This window comes from Knoellia sp. AC549 (genome assembly GCF_979258975.1).
The window spans coordinates 3,854,882-3,870,252 of record NZ_OZ409890.1; the positions used below are offsets into that span (position 1 = coordinate 3,854,882).

Sequence of the window (15,371 nt, forward strand, 5' to 3'; positions counted from 1 at the left end):
CTCGCTCATCGGACGCCTCCGGTGATCGTGACACTGTCGGCCTCGTCTAAGTCGGCGAGGCGCACGCGCACCTTCTCGGTCTGGGCGGTCGGGAGGTTCTTGCCGACGTGGTCCGCGCGGATCGGGAGCTCACGGTGCCCACGGTCGACGAGCACGGCCAGTCGCACGGCGGCCGGACGTCCATGGTCGGCAAGGGCGTCGAGCGCGGCCCGGACGGTGCGACCGCTGTAGAGCACGTCGTCCACGAGGACGACGGTCCTGCCGTCGACGCCACCGTCGGGGATCTCGGTCGGCAGCGGCGCCCTCGTGGGCTGACGTCGCAGGTCATCGCGATACATCGTCACGTCGAGGCTGCCGACCGGGATCTCGCTGCCCTCGAACTCGGCGATGATGGCGGCCAGGCGGCGCGCGAGCGGCACGCCCCGAGAGGGGATGCCGAGCAGGACGAGGCCTTCCGCCCCCTTGTTGGCCTCGAGGATCTCGTGGGCGATGCGACGCAGTGCCCGGGAGATGTCGGATGCTCCGAGGACCGTCCTCCCGTCGTCCACGGGATCGGTCTCACTCGAGGAGCCTGGTGAGCTCGGGGACTTCTGGGAGCTCGGGGCACAGCTGCGTCAGGACACATCAGTGTCGTGACCTCCTTCCCTGCCTCACGGGACAGGTCGTTAAAGGATGTCGGTCGCCTCACTGTAGCGACTCGACGCACCCTCCCCCAACCCGGCCCAGCACCACGTCCCACGAGGCGAAACACATAACAAGATGCTATGCATGACCCAAGGTGACGTGATGTAATGGGACATCGCTCATCGCCGAAGGAGGCACCGTGCACCGGCAGACGCTCACGACATCCACCTCCGGCGAGACGTGTGCCCCGACGTCCGAGCGCGCGCCGCTCTTCCCACCGCGCGACGCCGACGCCGACACCTACCGCGCCTGGCTCGCACGCGCCGCCTGGCCCGAGGTCGTCTTCGGCGCGCGGCTCCCGCACCCGTCCCCCGCGCACTGACGACGCGGCGGCCACGAGCCCCCGCGTCAGGCCGTCTCTCGGTCCAGCGTCACGACCCGGATGCCGCCGGTCAGGTCCACCTGGTCCACCGGCGCGAAGCGTGCGTGCCCGAACTCTCCGGCGAACAGGGGGATCCCGGAGCCGATGACCGACGGGTTGACCTTGAGGACCAGGCGGTCGATCTCGGGCAGGAGTGCGTGTGCCAGCGTGCCTCCCCCGACGAGCCAGATGTCGAGGCCGTCCTCGGCCTTGAGCTCCCGCACTCGGGCGACTGGGTCGGTCGACACGATCTCGACGGGCAGGTCCGTGCGCTCGCCCAACGACGTCGACACGACGAGGTGGCGCAAGTGTGGGTAGGCGTCGTCCAGGCCCGCAGCCAATCCCAGCTCGTAGGAAGCCCGCCCCTCGATGACCGTGTCGAAGTGCCGCCCCTCCCCCTCGATCCCCATGGCGTCGCGTGCCGGTCCGGGCAACGTCTCGGGGTAGTTCGTGGCGATGAACTCCACGAGGTCGGGCGTGATCGGGAAGAACTCGGCCCCACTCGGGTCACCGCCGTCCGGTGCGGCGATGAACCCATCGAGCGTGACGGCGACGTAGTAGACGAGTTTGCGCATGGCGCCGATCCTGTCAGGCCGGATCCCACGGGTTGATCACCGCGATGCCGGCGCCGGCGAAGTCCTTGACGTTGCGCGTCGCGAGCGGCACATCATGCCGGCGACAGACGGCGGCGATCCACGCATCCATGACCCCGATGGATCGGCCCTCGCGGTCCCGGGCCGTCACGATGTCGGCAAAATACGGAGCCGTGCGGGCATCCACGTCGAGCAGCTTGCCGTCGTAGGAGGCCAGTGCGAAGTCAACGTGCTCCTGCACCGTGTCGCGCCGACGTCCCTCCGGAAGCTGGAAGACTCCCTTGAGCAGCTCGGCGACCGTCACCACAGTGAGCCGAACCGAAGACACCGGAACGGAATCGAGCCACGACGTCACGCCTGGATCGGGGGCAGGCTTCATCGCCTCGGACACGACGTTAGTGTCGAGGACGATCACGAGAAGTCCGGTACCGGACGGTGTCCGCCGTCGCCCCGGGGTTCCAGCTCCAGCTCGACGCCCCCGGTCCTTCGACGGAACTCCGCCATCACCTCACCGAGCGTGGGCTCGGGCTGTGACGAGTCATCGTCGGCAACTGCCTCGCGGAGGATGGCCCGGACCTCGGCCTCCATGGAGCGCCCGTTCCTTGCTGCCCGCACCTGCAGTCGGTGCTTGACGTCGTCGTCGACCTTGCGAATTGTCAGTGTGCTCATCTTCGCCACCCTTTTACACCTGCCAGTGCTGTCAATGCTAGCAGCGCAGCAGGGATGGGCACATCGTGGCGAGCACACGGCATACGCGAAGGGCATGGCCCGAGCACAGCGCAAAACGGCCGCCGACCGGACAGGTCAGCGGCCGTCAGACGACACAGAGGTCGTCACACCAGGGTCGGCTTGACCTCCGCGAGACGGGCGAGCAGGCCGTTGACGAACTTCGGCGAGTCGTCGGTCGAGAGCTCGGTGGCGATGGCCACCGCCTCACTGATCGCGACCCCCTCGGGCACCTCACCGAAGAGCACCTCGAAGGCACCGACGCGCAAGATGGCGCGGTCGACGGCGGGCATCCGCTCGACCGACCACCCCTGCGAGTAGGTCGCGAGCAGGTCGTTGATCTGGGTCCAGTGCTCGACGACCCCCGTGACGAGGTCGGCCGTGAACTCGTTGAGCGGGGCCTCGGTCACCGGGGTGGCGAGGCGCTCCCTGAGGAGCTCGCTGGCGTTGACCTGACGTTGCTCGGCCTCGAAGAGCAGGTCGATCGCGCGTCGGCGCGACTTGGTGCGGGCAGCCATGTGGTGGAAGTCCGCCGATCAGTTGACGCGGCCGAGGTAGGACCCGTCGCGCGTGTCCACCTTGACCTTGTCGCCGGTGTTGAGGAAGAGCGGCACGCCGATCTCGGCGCCGGTCTCGAGGGTCGCCGGCTTCGTGCCACCGGTGGAGCGGTCGCCCTGCAGGCCGGGCTCGGTGTACTGGATCTCGAGGACGACCGAGGCGGGGAGCTCGATGAAGAGGACGTTGCCCTCGTGGCGCGCGACGATGGCGTCCTGGTTCTCGAGCATGTACTTGGCCGCGTCACCCACGACGGTCGGCGTGACCGCGATCTGGTCGAACGTGTCGCCGTCCATGAAGACGTAGTCGGTGCCGTCGTTGTAGAGGTACTGCATGTTGCGCTTGTCGACGTTGGCGGTCTCGACCTTGGTGCCGGCGTTGAACGTCTTGTCGACGACCTTGCCCGACAGCACGTGCTTGAGCTTGGTGCGCACGAAGGCCGGGCCCTTGCCGGGCTTGACGTGCTGGAACTCCACGACGGTCCAGAGCTGGCCCTCGAGGTTGAGGACGAGGCCGTTCTTGAGGTCGTTCGTCGATGCCACGGGTGTTCACTTTCGATCAGGTCTTCAAGGATCCGGTATGCCGCGTGCGCAGGGCGCGCGGAGGCGTCACGGAAGTCGGACGGTGGGATTCGCCGGGAAGTCTATCCGCCGGGACGCCGGCGCCCGAACCCACGCGCGGCTCAGAGGAACTGCGACGGGTCGAACTCGTCGATCGGGATGACCCGGACGCGTGGCAGCCGTGAGGTGAAGGCCTTGACGTCGTACTCGAGGTCGAAGCTTCTCGAGGCCGTCGGCCTCCAGCGCCGTGAAGCCGCTGTTGCGGAACTCGCGAAACGCCATGACCCCGACGCGGCGGTCGTCGTCGAGCAGCCCTTCGAGCTCCTCGAGGAAGTCGCCGTCATGGCTGACGAGCATGACGTCGGCGTCGCGGTCGCGGATGGCCCGCAGCGTCTTCTGGATGGCGACGTCGACGACCTTGACGTCGGCGGCTCCGGACAGCGGCACCGGAGTGAAACCGAGCGCGTTGAGCGCCTGGATGAACGGCATGGGCATGCTCGTGCTGGCGTTGAGGAAGAACAGGCCACGCACGTCCTGGCCCCACGTCTCGCGGGCGAACGACAGCAGGCGGTCCCAGCGCGGGCGTTCGTCCGGCTGCGGGCGCCGACCGAGGATCGAGGTGCCGAGGGTGGCGTCGATGTTCTCCCCGTCGACGAGGACGTAGGTGACGACGTCGTCACCACCGTTCTCGGGCTGGGGCGATGCGTGCGGGGCTGCCATGGGTTGGAGTGTAGGCCCGGCGCCGTGTCAGACGCCGATCGTCAGGTTCGCGACGTAGCCGCTCGTGGCGTCCCCCGTCACCGTGGCCAGCTGGTGGATGCCGCCGTCGTCACCGAAGACGTTGTCCGAGGTGAGGCTCGTCCGCGACATGTTGCGCACACTCTGCTCGTAGCCAGGTGTCGCATAGACGCTGTTGCACACCGCCTCCGGCAGGGCCAGCTGCGAGGTCTTGACGATCTGCCCGCTGCTCGTCGCCTCCGCGGTGGACCGGTAGACCTCGAAGTGCACGTGCGGCCAACGACCCTGGTATGCCGCCGGGAAGATCGTCGTGAACGTCGCCGTGCCGTTGGCGTTGCTCGGCTGCACCCCTCGCAGGTAGTTCTCGTCCTCGACGCCCTCCGAGTACATGGAGTAGCGGCCGTCCCGGTCGCAGTGCCAGAGATAGACGGCGACACCCTGCATCGCGGCATACCCGTTGGCGCTGTCGGTGACGGTGAGGTTGATGGTGAGCGGGACCCCCTCTGCCGTCGTCGTCGACGTGCCGAACGAGCTGGTGATGTCTGAGCGGACGATGCCGGAGTCGTCGAGGACGTTCACCCCGTTGCTGCCGTCGCCCGGGAAGGGGCCACCGGTCTCGTCCGGCACCTCGGTGGATGCTGTGGCCGCGCCGGTCGCCGAGGACGCGCCGGCCGAGGCGGTCGCGGATGCCGACGCTGTCGACGTGCCCGATGCTGTCGTCGTGGTCGATCCGGTGGTGGCGTCGGCGCAGCCGGCGAGGGCGAGGAGGCCGGCACCACTGAAGAGGCCGAGTGCGCGGCGCCGGCCCAGGAGGGTGGCGACGTCGAACTCGAGGCCACGGTCGTGGTCCGGGTGGGGGTGCTGGCTGGTCTGGCGTTCGCTCATGGGTCCACTGTGGGCGCCGGACCCGGTGAAGGGCTTTGAAAGGGCTGTGTGGCTCCTGTGGACGACTTGCCGTTTGGCCGCCCGCTGGCAGGGCAGACTGCGAGACATGAAAGCGAAGTCACTCATCGGTGCCACCGTCGTCGGACTCGCTGGAGTCGCCGTCCGTGACCTCACCCAGAAGAAGCACTCGCTCAAGCGCAACTTCCCGGTCGTCGCGAACGCCCGCTACTTCTTGGAGAAGATCGGCCCCGAGCTGCGGCAGTACATCATCACGGGCAACGACGCCGAGCGACCGTTCTCCCGCGACCAGCGCTCCTGGGTCTATGCGAGCAGCAAGCTCGAGAACAACTACGTCGGCTTCGGCACCGACAACGATGTCGAGCACCTCGAGAACTACCCGGTCATCAAGCACCGGACCTTCTCTGCCTCGGCGCCCTCGACGGCTGTCGCGCACGGTCACCACGACGAGAAGGTCGACCTGCCGTCGGCCAAGGTGCTCGGCGGGCCGCGGGGTCGCAGACACGCCTTCCGTCCCGGTTCGGTCGTCAACGTCTCGGCGATGAGCTTCGGCTCGCTGTCGGGCAACGCCATCCAGGCGATGAACCGCGGGGTCGCGCTCGCCGGGGCGCTCCACAACACCGGCGAGGGTGGCCTGTCCGACCACCACCGCCAGGGCGGCGACCTCGTCCTCCAGATCGGGACTGCCTACTTCGGCTGCCGTGACGATGCCGGTCGCTTCGACCTGGCGCGGCTCAAGGACCTCGTCCAGAGCGCGCCCGTCAGGGCGATCGAGGTCAAGCTGAGCCAAGGAGCCAAGCCCGGCCTCGGCGGGGTCCTGCCCGCCGCCAAGATCACCGACGAGATCAGCAGGATTCGCGGCATACCCAAGGGTGAGGACTGTGTCAGTCCGTCACGGCACGCGGAGTTCGACAGCGTCGACAGCCTGCTCGACTGGGTCGAGATGGTGGCTGACGAGACCGGCCTGCCCGTCGGGATCAAGTCGGCCGTCGGCGAGATGGACTTCTGGACCGAGCTGGCGAAGCAGATGTCCGGCGGAGCCCGCGGCGTCGACTTCATCACCGTCGACGGAGGCGAGGGCGGCACGGGTGCGGCGCCGCTCGTCTTCACCGACACCGTGGCCCTGCCGTTCCGGATCGGCTTCGCCCGGGTCTACTCGACGTTCGCGCGAGCCGGTCTCACCGACGACGTCACGTTCATCGGCAGCGGCAAGCTGGGGCTGCCCGACAACGCGCTGGTCGCCTTCGCCCTGGGCGCCGACATGGTCAACGTCGCCCGGGAGCCCATGCTCGCGCTCGGCTGCATCCAGGCCCAGAAGTGCCACACCGACCGCTGCCCCACCGGTGTCGCGACGCAGGACCCGTGGCTCGCTCACGGCCTCGACCCCGACCTCAAGTCGGTGCGCCTCGCGAACTACCTCCAGACGCTGCGCCGCGACCTCCTCAAGGTGTCGGAGGCGTGCGGCGTGCCCCACCCCGGGCTCATCGACGCCGACGCCGTCGAGATCCTCGACGGCAACCGTTCGGGTCGACCGCTGCGCGAGGTCTACGGGTACGAGCCGGGCTGGGGGGCGCTGGGTCCCGACCTGTCGCGCGAGATCACCTCGATCATGTGGCCCGAGCGCGACCGTGACACCGAGGCCCCCGAGTCCGCCACCTCGACCGGCTGAGGCGTGGCCGCGCCGTCGGCTCCACTCGGTGGTTGGATCGACGCATGCGCATCTTCTTCACCGGGGCCAGCGGCAAGGCCGGCAAGCACGTCGCGACGCACCTCGCCGAGCAGGGCCACCAGGTCACCAACGCCGACCTCGTCCCGCTGGGACACCCGGCTGTCAGTGACCTGAGGGTCGACCTCACCGACATCGGGGAGACCTACTCCGCGTTGGCAGGGTTGGCGACGATGGGCGAGCTGGAGCTGGGAAGCAAGCCCTCCTACGACGCGGTCGTCCACTTCGCGGCGGTGCCGGCGATCCTCCTGGCGCCCGACGCGAAGACCTATGCGACCAACGTGCTCAGCACCTACAACGTGCTCGAGGCCGCGACCCGGTTGGGCATCCGCAAGGTCGTCTTCGCCTCCTCGGAGACGACGTATGGCATCTGCTTCAGCCAGGGCGTGCGGCGGCCGCAGTACGTGCCCGTGGACGAGGAGCACCCGACCGTGCCAGAGGACTCCTATGCGATGTCCAAGGTCGCGAACGAGGTGACAGCCCGCTCGTTCCAGGCTCGCACCGGTGCCGACATCTACGGCCTGCGGATCAACAACGTCATCGAGCCGCACGAGTACGCCGAGATGTTCCCGGCGTTCGTCGCCGACCCGTCGCCGCGGCGACGCAACATCTTCGCCTACATCGACACTCGTGACCTCGGTCAGATGGTGCAGAGGTGTCTCGAGGTCGACGGGCTCGGCTACGAGGTCTTCAACGTCGCCAACGCCGACATGTCCGTCGCGCTGACGACGAAGGAGGTTCGCGACCGGTTCTACGACGGAGTCGAGGTCACTCGCGAGATGGGACGCGACGAGACGTTCTACTCCATCGACAAGGCCCGCAGGCTCCTCGGCTATGAGCCCCAGCACTCCTGGCGCGAGGTCGTGACGGATCCCCGGACGCAGAGCGACTGACTCGCCTTGACGGCGACCGGCGCCCGACCAGTGAAAAGCGTCCGCACCCCTTCACGGGGCGCCAAGGATCAGGCACGCTGGAGGACCCTACGAACGGACGGAACTCGACGTGGAGATTGACAGGCAGGAGATCGTCGACGAGCTCCGAGGCAGAGGTGAGGACGCCGCAGCCGATCGCGCTGAGCAGGAGCTGCCGGAGGTGGTCGACACCGACAAGCACGCAGACCTGCTGCACCGGCTCGGCATCAACCCGATGGATCTGATCGGCGGGATCGGCGGAACCTTCGGCTGAGCGAGCAATGGCCAGGAGCGGGACTCAGAAGGCGTAACGGATCCGGCACCCGGGCAGCTTGGTGGCGACCAGGTCGTTGAGCTGAGCCACCCACCGGCCCTTCCACGCACTTCTGTACCGAACGTTGGTCTGCCCGCTCTGGCTCTGCTTCGTCTCCTGCAGGTCGGGCCGCCACAGCAGGTCCTCCCCCTGTGGGTGCCACCCGAGGTTGACCTCGTGCAGGTCCTCGTTGTGGGTCAGGAAGATGATCTCGGCCGCCAGCTGGGCCTTCGTCCGCGCGCTCGTCCCGTCGGCCAGCTGGTCGAGCAGATCGGCCCACTCCTCGAGCCAGCCCTCGTGGGCGATGACCGGGCTGAGGTTCACGGGCACCTCGTAGCCCGCCTCGACGAACTCGTCCATGGCGGCGATCCGCTCGGCGACCTTTGAGGTGCGGACGTCGACGACCTTGGACATCACCTCGGGCATGAGGCTGAATCGAACGCGCGTGCCCTCGCGCGGGTCGAGGTCGAGGAGCTGACGATTGACCAGCTTCGTGGCGAAGCTTGCCTTCGCGTTGGGAAGCCGGCCGAACAGGTCGATCAGGTCTCGCACGTTGTCCGAGACCAGTGCGTCGGCGGAGCAGTCGCTGTTCTCACCGATGTCGTACACCCAGTCGCTCGGATCACACTGGTTGGGCTGCGTCTTGACGCCCTGGCGACCCGCGTGACGTTCCAGGTAGCCCAGGGGTCGTTCGATGTTCGCGAAGACGGTCACCGGGTTGGCGAAGCCCTTGCGGCGAGGTACGTAGCAGTACGAGCAGGACATGGCACAGCCGTTCGCGGTCGAGGGTGCGATCCAGTCGCTCGACCTCCCGTTGGGGCGTGCGCTCAGAGACTTCTTCTCCCCGAGGACCAGCACCTCGCGCTTGAGGCGAACCCAGTCGTCGACGCTCCCCCGGTTGCCGTAGAGCCCGGGGATGGCACCGTGGGACGGCACGACGATGCGCTCAGCCTCGGGGTGACGGTCGAAGACCTCGCGTGCCCGAGCGAAGCGGTCGATCTCCGGCTCGTGGTAGATGGTCTTGATGTCGAAGAGACGATCGGCGAGCTGCGCCGAGACCCGGCGCGAGGGCGCATCCGTCATGGGCTGAGGCACACCGTCATGGGCCTGAGGAGTCACGACACGACAACGGTCGGGCCGCGGCGGGCATTCCAGGGGCAGCCCGTGTTTCAGCGGGACAGCGCGGCGTATGCCGCGTTGAGCTGGTCCTCCGTCGGACCTTCCAGCCGGACCGGCCTGCCGATGTCCTCGAGGACGACGAACCGCAGGAGCGATCCTCGGGTCTTCTTGTCTCGTCGCATCGCCGTCTCGAGCTCGGCCCACTGGCCCGACTCATAGGTCGTCGGCAGCCCGACCGACTCCAGAACCGCGCGGTGCCTCTCGACGACGTCGCGGGCGAGCACCCCTGCAGCACAGGCCAGCTCGGCGGCGAAGACCATCCCGATCGAGACCGCCTCACCGTGGCGGCGGCGATAGTGCTCGACGTGCTCGATCGCATGACCGAACGTGTGGCCGTAGTTGAGGATCTCGCGCAGCGAGGACTCCTTGAGGTCCTGGCTGACGACGTCGGCCTTGACGACGATGGCCCGCTCGATGAGCTCCAGGGTGTGCGGACCGTCGGGCCGGGTCGCCGCCTGCGGGTCCTCCGCGACGAGGTCGAGGATGACGGGGTCGACGATGAAGCCGGCCTTGATGATCTCGGCGAGCCCCGCGACGTAGTCCGGGCGCGGCAGCGTCGACAGCACGTCGACATCGCACAACACGGCGCTCGGCGGGTGGAACGACCCGACGAGGTTCTTGCCCTCGGCGGTGTTGATGCCCGTCTTGCCCCCGACGGCCGCATCGACCATGCCCAGCAGGGTCGTCGGCACCTGGACCACGGGCACGCCGCGCAACCAGGTCGCCGCGACGAACCCCGCGAGGTCGGTCACCGTCCCTCCCCCGACCCCGACGACGACGTCGGACCGGGTGAAACCGTGCCGGCCAAGCACCGCCCAGAGGTCGGCCGCGACCACAGCGGTCTTGGCGTCCTCTGCGTCAGGCACGCTCACGGCATACGCATCAATTCCGCTGTCCCGCAGGGACGTCGTGACCTTCTGGCCGAGTGAGCGCATCGAGTCCGGGTGCACGACGAGCGCCCGCTGGACGCCGTCGCCGACGACATCGGCAACCCGCGCGGAGCAGCCGGCCTCGACGACGACGTCGTAGTCCCCACCCACCGAGACCACGCTCATGGGGCGGTCCGCAGTCGGTCGGCGATCTCCTCGACGATGTCGTCCACCGGACGTCCGGCCGTGTCGATGTGGTGCGTGGCGACCCGGTCGTAGGTGGGGCGGCGTTCGTTCATCAGCTTGGTCCAGGACGCGCGCGGGTTGACGGCGAGCAACGGTCGGCTGCCGTCGAAGCCCACCCGCTTGGCCGCGTCCGCGATCCCGACATCGAGGAAGACCACGACGTGGTCCGCGAGGACCTCCTGTGTCTCGGAGTCCATCGGCGCCCCGCCCCCGAGTGCCACGACGCCGCGCTCGGTCGAGACGGCGCGGGCCACCTCGGCCCGCTCGAGTGCCCGGAAGGCCGACTCTCCCTCCAGCACGAAGATGTCCGAGATCGAGCACCCCTGCTCAGCCTCGATGGCGGCGTCCGTGTCATGGAAGTCCACGCCGAGCACGCCCGCGAGCGCCTCACCGATCGTCGTCTTGCCCGCACCGGGAGGCCCGACCAGGATGACCGTCGGGCGGTCCTCTCCCCCGGTCACCACGAGCGCATCGTCTCGGGGATGGCCGCCAGGTATGCCGCGTGGTTGCGTCGCGTCTCGGCGACGGAGTCCCCGCCGAACTTCTCCAGACAGGCCTCGGCGAGGACGAGCGCGACCATCGCCTCGGCAACGACGCCGGCTGCGGGCACGGCCGAGACGTCGGAGCGCTGGTGGATCGCCTTGGCCTCGGCCTCTCCCGTGGTGTCGATGGTGTCGAGCGCCCGGGGCACGGTGGAGATCGGCTTCATCGCGGCGCGGACGCGCAGGACCTCACCCGTCGACATGCCGCCCTCGGTCCCGCCCGCCCGCCCGGTGCGGCGTTGGATCGTGCCGTCGGCGGCGCGCTCCATCTCGTCGTGGGCGGCCGAGCCACGGCGGGCGGCGGTGCGGAAGCCGTCACCCACCTCGACCCCCTTGATGGCCTGGATGCCCATGAGCGCTCCGGCCAGGCGCGCGTCGAGGCGTCGGTCCCAGTGCACGTGCGAGCCGAGTCCGGGCGGCAGGCCATAGGCGAGGACCTCGACGACGCCACCGAGGGTGTCGCCGTCCTTCTTGGCGGCTTCAACCTCGGCGACCATGGCGGCAGACCCGGCTGCGTCGAGCGTGCGGACCGGGTCGGCGTCGATCTCGGCGAGCTGGTCAGGCGTCGGCAGGGGTGCATCCTCGGCAACCCCGGCTGGGCCCATCGCCACGGTGTGCGACACCAGCCGGATGCCGTAGGCCTGCGCGAGGAAGCGGGCGGCGACCTCACCCAGGGCGACCCGTGCGGCCGTCTCGCGAGCTGAGGCACGCTCGAGCACTGGACGGGCGTCGTCGAAGCCGTACTTCTGCATGCCCACGAGGTCGGCATGTCCCGGTCGCGGGCGCGTCAGGGGTCGGTTGCGGGCGATCTCCTTCTCGGCGTTGACGTCGTCCGACGCCGCGTAGGCCTCGTCGGACACCGGGTCGGCCGACATGACGGTCTCCCACTTGGGCCACTCCGTGTTGCCGATGCGGATGGCGACCGGCGAGCCCATCGTCAGCCCGTGGCGCACGCCGCCGAGGAACTCGACCTCGTCCTGCTCGAACTTCATCCGGGCGCCACGGCCGTAGCCGAGGCGGCGTCGGGCGAGCGCGTCAGCGAGGTCCTTGCGAGTCACCTCGACTCCTGCAGGGAGGCCTTCGATCGTGGCAAGGAGTGCAGGGCCGTGAGACTCACCTGCGGTCAACCAACGGAGCATGGCCCGATCCTCCCACGGAGGGCAGCGGCGCCGACGTCCTGTCCGGCGTCCGTCCAGGGGGCTACTGGTCGAGCTGCGTGGCCCCCGCGACCGCGGTCTGAGTCGCCGGGACCGGGGCCGGCGGGACGACCTCGTCCTGCTGGCCGGCGTACTTCTTGATCAGCGACTCGAAGTCCAGGCCGGTGGTGTCCTTGAGCAGCGCCATGGTCTGCACGATGTTGTCGGTCACCTGGCGCGGGAGCTGGCCGGCACCGTCGGTGGAGATGACCGTGAGCCGGTCGATCGACGCCATCGGGGCCGCCACCTCGTGCGCCACCGCCGGCAGCACCTCGACGAGCATCTGCAGCACAGCGGCCTCGTTGTAGCGGGCGAAGGCGTCGGCCTTCTTGGTCATCGCGATCGCCTCGGCCTCGCCACTGGCCAGGGTGGCCGCGGCGCTGGCCTCACCCTCGGCCCGCACCGCGTCGGCCTCCGCGATGCGCCGTGCCTTCTCTGCCTCACCGCGCTTGGCACCCTCGATGGCCTCGGCCTCGGCGAGAGCCGAACGGCGCGACTTCTCGCCCTCACCGGTGAGGCGGGCCTTCTCGGCGTCGGCCTCCGCAGCCGCGATCGCGGCCGCCTTGCGGGCCTCGGCCTCGAAGATCTCCGACGTGCGCCGACCGTTGGCCTCGGTCTCGACGCGGTAGCGCTCGGCGTCCGCGGGCTTGCGCACCTCGGTGTCGAGCTGACGCTCCTTCAGCGCCGCCTGGCGCACGGCGACCTTCTCCTGCTCGGCAAGGATCGCCTGGTCGCGGTCGGCCTGAGCGAGCGGGCCGGCAGCGGCAGCAGTCGCACTCGCGGCGTCGGTCTCGGCCCTGATCTCGGCAGTCTTGAGGGCGAGCAGTCGCTGCGTGACCGCGATCTCCTGCTCGGCCGTGATCCGGGCCTGCTCGGCTGCCTGACGGGCGTTGGCCTCGGCGATGGCGGCCAGCTGGCCGATCTTGGCCGCCTCAGGACGCCCGAGGTCCGCGAGGTAGGAGCCGTCGTCGGTGATGTCCTGGATCTGGAACGTGTCCAGGACCAGTCCCTGGCCGGTGAGCGAGGTCTCGGACTCGTCGGCGACCCGCTGCGCGAAGGCGGCCCGGTCACGGATGATCTGCTCGACCGAGAGGGACCCGACGATCGACCGCAGGGCACCCGCGAGGGTCTCCTGGGTGAAGGTCTCGATCTCGGCCTGCTGGCTGAGGAATCGCTGTGCGGCAGCGCGGATGGAGTCCTCGTTGCCGCCGACCTTGACGATGGCGACACCGTCGAGGTTGAGCTTGATGCCCTGCCCGGACACTGCCCCTCGGATCTGGACCGAGATCCGTCGCGACGACAGGTCGAGCGTGTGCGACTTCTGCACGAACGGAAGGACGAAGACACCTCCACCCATGACGACCTTCTGCCCGGACAGGTCGGTGGAGACCACTCCCGTCTCGAGGTTCTTGACCTCCTTGCCCTTGCGGCCGGTGACGAGGAAGGCCTCGTTGGGTCCGGCCACCTTGTAGCGGGTCGTGACGAGGAGCCCGAGCAGCACCACGAGGGCCACGAGGCCCAGGACGGCGAAGAGAGTGGGAGACAGGCCGAACATGTGTGTGGTCCTTCAGCTGTCAGCAGGAAGTGGTCGAAGTCAGGCGCGCGGAGCGACGCTCACCGAGGTGGCCGAGAGCACGCTGGTGATGGTGACCGGCGTGCCGGCCGCCAGTCCCCCGGGGCAGCGGGCGTTGAGCTGGGTGATGTGGCCCGAGGCGACGATGGAGATCTGGCCGAATCCGTCCTCGGGGATCGCCCCGACGACAGTTGCGTCACGACCCGCGAGGTCCGCAGAGCGCACGTTGGCCTCGTCGCCGCCCTTCTGCAGCCGCGACGACGCCCACCCCGCACCCGCCCCCAACAGGAGTCCGGCGACGACTCCGCTGGCGATCGCGATCCCCATCGAGCCAGAGGCCTCGAGCGCCAGCGCCCCACCGAAGCCGAAGGCACCGATAAAGGCCGCGAGCGCCGACCCCGAGATGAGGTCCCCACCGAACTCGAGCGCGCCGTCGAGCACGTCACCGACGACCAGGGAGGCCAGCAGCAAGAGGATGCCTATGCCACCGATGACGAGGAACGCGACCATGACCGCATCCTAGGGTGCCGACGTGCGGGCGCGCCGGGGATCCGTTCGAACCGGACGCTCGGTATGCCGCGTGGTTGCGTCGGGTGTCGCGTGTCGGCGACCACGCGGCATACGGGACTCGCGCCGACCATAGGCTGGCGTGATGGGCACGACATCGAGGACTGGCTGGGTTGCCGTCGCATCAGCCCCGGACGAGCCGTCCGTGGGGACGGTCTCGCTGCACCCGTGGGACGGTGGCCACGGGCTCGGCGGCGCTGCCGCGAGCATCGAGCTCCAGCGGCCGAGCTGGATCGTCTGGGCGCCGGACGGCACGCACCTCCATGTCGCCTGCGAGACGCCTGACGGTCACGTGGTCACTCTCCTGGTCGAACACGGCTCCGACGGCACACCTGTCCTCAGCCAGGTCGGGCAGTGCTCGTCAGGTGGCGCCCACCCGTGCCACCTCGCCCTCATGCCCGATGGGCTGACCCTCCTCGCCGCCAACTACTCCGACGGCACCGTGGCGGCCATCGAGGTCATCGACGACGTCGCCGCCACGCTCAGCGACACTGCGCGCCTGTCCGGCACCGGGCCGCACCCGACACGCCAGCAGGGCAGTCACGCCCACCAGGTCGTGCCCCTGGGTGATGACCGCGTGTGGGTCGTGGACCTCGGAGGCGACCAGGTCGTCACGTATGCCGTCCGCGAAGGCACCTTGGACCAGCTCACCTCGAGCGCCCTGCCGCCCGGCGCTGGTCCGCGTCACGTCGTGCGTGACCCACGGACGGGTCGAGCGTTGGTCGGGGCAGAGCTGTCCGGCGAACTGATCGCCGTGCGCGAGAGCGTCGCCGGCGAGCTCCAGGTCACCGATGCGGTTCCCGCATCCTCGAGCGAGACCGAGAACTTCGTCGCCCAGATCTGGCTCGATGCCGACGCGCAACGCCTGCTCATCTCGAACCGGGGTCCGGACACGGTGAGCGTCTTCGACGTGGCCGGGGAGCTCCCGGTGCTCGTCGGCGAGACGGCCGTTCCGGCACATCCGCGGCACTTCCATGCCGACAGCGACCGCCAGATCCTGCTCGTCGCCGGACGCGACGCCGGCGCGGTCACGACCCACGACCTGTCGCGTGACGGCATCGGTGGCGCCGTCACGACCCTGACGGTTCCCGCTCCGATGTGTGTCGCACCCGCCCCTGCCGACACCTGA

Annotated in this window: 18 protein-coding genes and 1 pseudogene; 5 read left to right on the forward strand and 14 right to left on the reverse strand. The window is 69.1% G+C overall.

What is annotated here, in order from left to right:
• Nucleotides 1–5: 5 nt before the first annotated feature.
• Nucleotides 6–548: a bifunctional pyr operon transcriptional regulator/uracil phosphoribosyltransferase PyrR gene (gene pyrR / locus ACZZ98_RS18765; protein ID WP_463517649.1), complete on the reverse strand. Its 543-nt coding sequence runs from the start codon at nt 546–548 to the stop codon at nt 6–8.
• A 275-nt stretch (nt 549–823) separates the two neighbouring features.
• On the opposite strand from pyrR, the gene ACZZ98_RS18770 reads away from it, so the two are divergent.
• Complete coding sequence (locus tag ACZZ98_RS18770) at nt 824–1,006, forward strand: hypothetical protein (RefSeq protein WP_463517650.1); 183 nt, start codon at nt 824–826, stop codon at nt 1,004–1,006.
• Nucleotides 1,007–1,032: 26 nt separating this feature from the next.
• On the opposite strand, the gene ACZZ98_RS18775 is transcribed toward ACZZ98_RS18770, so the two are convergent.
• The 7 genes and pseudogenes from ACZZ98_RS18775 to ACZZ98_RS18805 form a co-directional block, all read right to left on the reverse strand.
• A complete protein-coding gene (locus tag ACZZ98_RS18775; protein WP_463517651.1) occupies nt 1,033–1,620 on the reverse strand; it encodes a dihydrofolate reductase family protein in 588 nt (195 codons plus the stop codon).
• A 13-nt stretch (nt 1,621–1,633) separates the two neighbouring features.
• A complete protein-coding gene (locus ACZZ98_RS18780; RefSeq protein WP_463517652.1) occupies nt 1,634–2,053 on the reverse strand; it encodes a PIN domain-containing protein in 420 nt (139 codons plus the stop codon).
• Nucleotides 2,050–2,307 carry a FitA-like ribbon-helix-helix domain-containing protein gene (locus tag ACZZ98_RS18785; RefSeq protein ID WP_463517653.1) on the reverse strand — a complete coding sequence of 86 codons (258 nt, stop codon included), beginning with the start codon at nt 2,305–2,307 and terminating at the stop codon, nt 2,050–2,052. Before ACZZ98_RS18785 ends, ACZZ98_RS18780 begins: the two co-directional genes overlap by 4 nt.
• Before the next feature lie 164 nt (nt 2,308–2,471).
• Complete coding sequence (gene nusB / locus ACZZ98_RS18790; protein WP_463517654.1) at nt 2,472–2,882, reverse strand: transcription antitermination factor NusB; 411 nt, start codon at nt 2,880–2,882, stop codon at nt 2,472–2,474.
• An 18-nt stretch (nt 2,883–2,900) separates the two neighbouring features.
• Nucleotides 2,901–3,461, reverse strand: a complete 561-nt coding sequence (gene efp / locus ACZZ98_RS18795; RefSeq protein ID WP_380089716.1) for an elongation factor P — start codon at nt 3,459–3,461, stop codon at nt 2,901–2,903.
• A gap of 140 nt (nt 3,462–3,601) precedes the next feature.
• Nucleotides 3,602–4,199, reverse strand: a pseudogene (locus ACZZ98_RS18800) (NYN domain-containing protein).
• A gap of 27 nt (nt 4,200–4,226) precedes the next feature.
• Nucleotides 4,227–5,102: an intradiol ring-cleavage dioxygenase gene (locus tag ACZZ98_RS18805; RefSeq protein WP_463517655.1), complete on the reverse strand. Its 876-nt coding sequence runs from the start codon at nt 5,100–5,102 to the stop codon at nt 4,227–4,229.
• A 106-nt stretch (nt 5,103–5,208) separates the two neighbouring features.
• Between ACZZ98_RS18805 and ACZZ98_RS18810 the strand changes: the two genes are divergently transcribed.
• The 3 genes from ACZZ98_RS18810 (at nt 5,209) to ACZZ98_RS18820 (ending at nt 8,031) form a co-directional block, all read left to right on the forward strand.
• Nucleotides 5,209–6,789, forward strand: coding sequence for a glutamate synthase-related protein (locus tag ACZZ98_RS18810; RefSeq protein ID WP_463517656.1), 1,581 nt, complete (start codon nt 5,209–5,211; stop codon nt 6,787–6,789).
• 44 nt (nt 6,790–6,833) lie between these two features.
• Nucleotides 6,834–7,739: an NAD-dependent epimerase/dehydratase family protein gene (locus ACZZ98_RS18815; protein ID WP_463517657.1), complete on the forward strand. Its 906-nt coding sequence runs from the start codon at nt 6,834–6,836 to the stop codon at nt 7,737–7,739.
• A gap of 109 nt (nt 7,740–7,848) precedes the next feature.
• Nucleotides 7,849–8,031, forward strand: coding sequence for a hypothetical protein (locus ACZZ98_RS18820; RefSeq protein ID WP_463517658.1), 183 nt, complete (start codon nt 7,849–7,851; stop codon nt 8,029–8,031).
• Nucleotides 8,032–8,055: 24 nt separating this feature from the next.
• Here ACZZ98_RS18820 and ACZZ98_RS18825 read toward each other — a convergent pair whose 3' ends face one another.
• The 6 genes from ACZZ98_RS18825 to ACZZ98_RS18850 form a co-directional block, all read right to left on the reverse strand.
• Nucleotides 8,056–9,153: a spore photoproduct lyase family protein gene (locus tag ACZZ98_RS18825; protein ID WP_463517659.1), complete on the reverse strand. Its 1,098-nt coding sequence runs from the start codon at nt 9,151–9,153 to the stop codon at nt 8,056–8,058.
• An 86-nt stretch (nt 9,154–9,239) separates the two neighbouring features.
• Nucleotides 9,240–10,304, reverse strand: coding sequence for a 3-dehydroquinate synthase (gene aroB, locus ACZZ98_RS18830; protein ID WP_463517660.1), 1,065 nt, complete (start codon nt 10,302–10,304; stop codon nt 9,240–9,242).
• On the reverse strand, nt 10,301–10,828 hold the full coding sequence (locus tag ACZZ98_RS18835) for a shikimate kinase (RefSeq protein ID WP_463517661.1): 528 nt from the start codon (nt 10,826–10,828) through the stop codon (nt 10,301–10,303). Before ACZZ98_RS18835 ends, aroB begins: the two co-directional genes overlap by 4 nt.
• Nucleotides 10,822–12,045, reverse strand: coding sequence for a chorismate synthase (gene aroC / locus ACZZ98_RS18840; protein WP_463517662.1), 1,224 nt, complete (start codon nt 12,043–12,045; stop codon nt 10,822–10,824). The genes ACZZ98_RS18835 and aroC overlap by 7 nt, the downstream gene beginning before the upstream one ends.
• Nucleotides 12,046–12,106: 61 nt before the next feature.
• Entirely contained in the window at nt 12,107–13,657 is a 1,551-nt protein-coding gene (locus tag ACZZ98_RS18845; protein WP_463517663.1) for a flotillin family protein, read from the reverse strand.
• Nucleotides 13,658–13,696: 39 nt separating this feature from the next.
• Nucleotides 13,697–14,185 carry a hypothetical protein gene (locus tag ACZZ98_RS18850; RefSeq protein WP_463517664.1) on the reverse strand — a complete coding sequence of 163 codons (489 nt, stop codon included), beginning with the start codon at nt 14,183–14,185 and terminating at the stop codon, nt 13,697–13,699.
• A gap of 142 nt (nt 14,186–14,327) precedes the next feature.
• Between ACZZ98_RS18850 and ACZZ98_RS18855 the strand changes: the two genes are divergently transcribed.
• On the forward strand, nt 14,328–15,371 hold the full coding sequence (locus ACZZ98_RS18855) for a lactonase family protein (protein WP_463517665.1): 1,044 nt from the start codon (nt 14,328–14,330) through the stop codon (nt 15,369–15,371).

What these genes read in the sequence shown, in the direction of transcription:
- ACZZ98_RS18850 (WP_463517664.1), bottom strand. Translation starts at nt 14,185, where the DNA reads ATGGTCGCGTTCCTCGTCATCGGTGGCATAGGCATCCTCTTGCTGCTG.
- ACZZ98_RS18805 (WP_463517655.1), bottom strand. Translation starts at nt 5,102, where the DNA reads ATGAGCGAACGCCAGACCAGCCAGCACCCCCACCCGGACCACGACCGT.
- ACZZ98_RS18845 (WP_463517663.1), bottom strand. Translation starts at nt 13,657, where the DNA reads ATGTTCGGCCTGTCTCCCACTCTCTTCGCCGTCCTGGGCCTCGTGGCC.
- aroB (WP_463517660.1), bottom strand. Translation starts at nt 10,304, where the DNA reads ATGAGCGTGGTCTCGGTGGGTGGGGACTACGACGTCGTCGTCGAGGCC.
- ACZZ98_RS18810 (WP_463517656.1), top strand. Translation starts at nt 5,209, where the DNA reads ATGAAAGCGAAGTCACTCATCGGTGCCACCGTCGTCGGACTCGCTGGA.
- ACZZ98_RS18775 (WP_463517651.1), bottom strand. Translation starts at nt 1,620, where the DNA reads ATGCGCAAACTCGTCTACTACGTCGCCGTCACGCTCGATGGGTTCATC.
- ACZZ98_RS18785 (WP_463517653.1), bottom strand. Translation starts at nt 2,307, where the DNA reads ATGAGCACACTGACAATTCGCAAGGTCGACGACGACGTCAAGCACCGA.
- ACZZ98_RS18825 (WP_463517659.1), bottom strand. Translation starts at nt 9,153, where the DNA reads ATGACGGATGCGCCCTCGCGCCGGGTCTCGGCGCAGCTCGCCGATCGT.
- aroC (WP_463517662.1), bottom strand. Translation starts at nt 12,045, where the DNA reads ATGCTCCGTTGGTTGACCGCAGGTGAGTCTCACGGCCCTGCACTCCTT.
- ACZZ98_RS18815 (WP_463517657.1), top strand. Translation starts at nt 6,834, where the DNA reads ATGCGCATCTTCTTCACCGGGGCCAGCGGCAAGGCCGGCAAGCACGTC.
- nusB (WP_463517654.1), bottom strand. Translation starts at nt 2,882, where the DNA reads ATGGCTGCCCGCACCAAGTCGCGCCGACGCGCGATCGACCTGCTCTTC.
- ACZZ98_RS18855 (WP_463517665.1), top strand. Translation starts at nt 14,328, where the DNA reads ATGGGCACGACATCGAGGACTGGCTGGGTTGCCGTCGCATCAGCCCCG.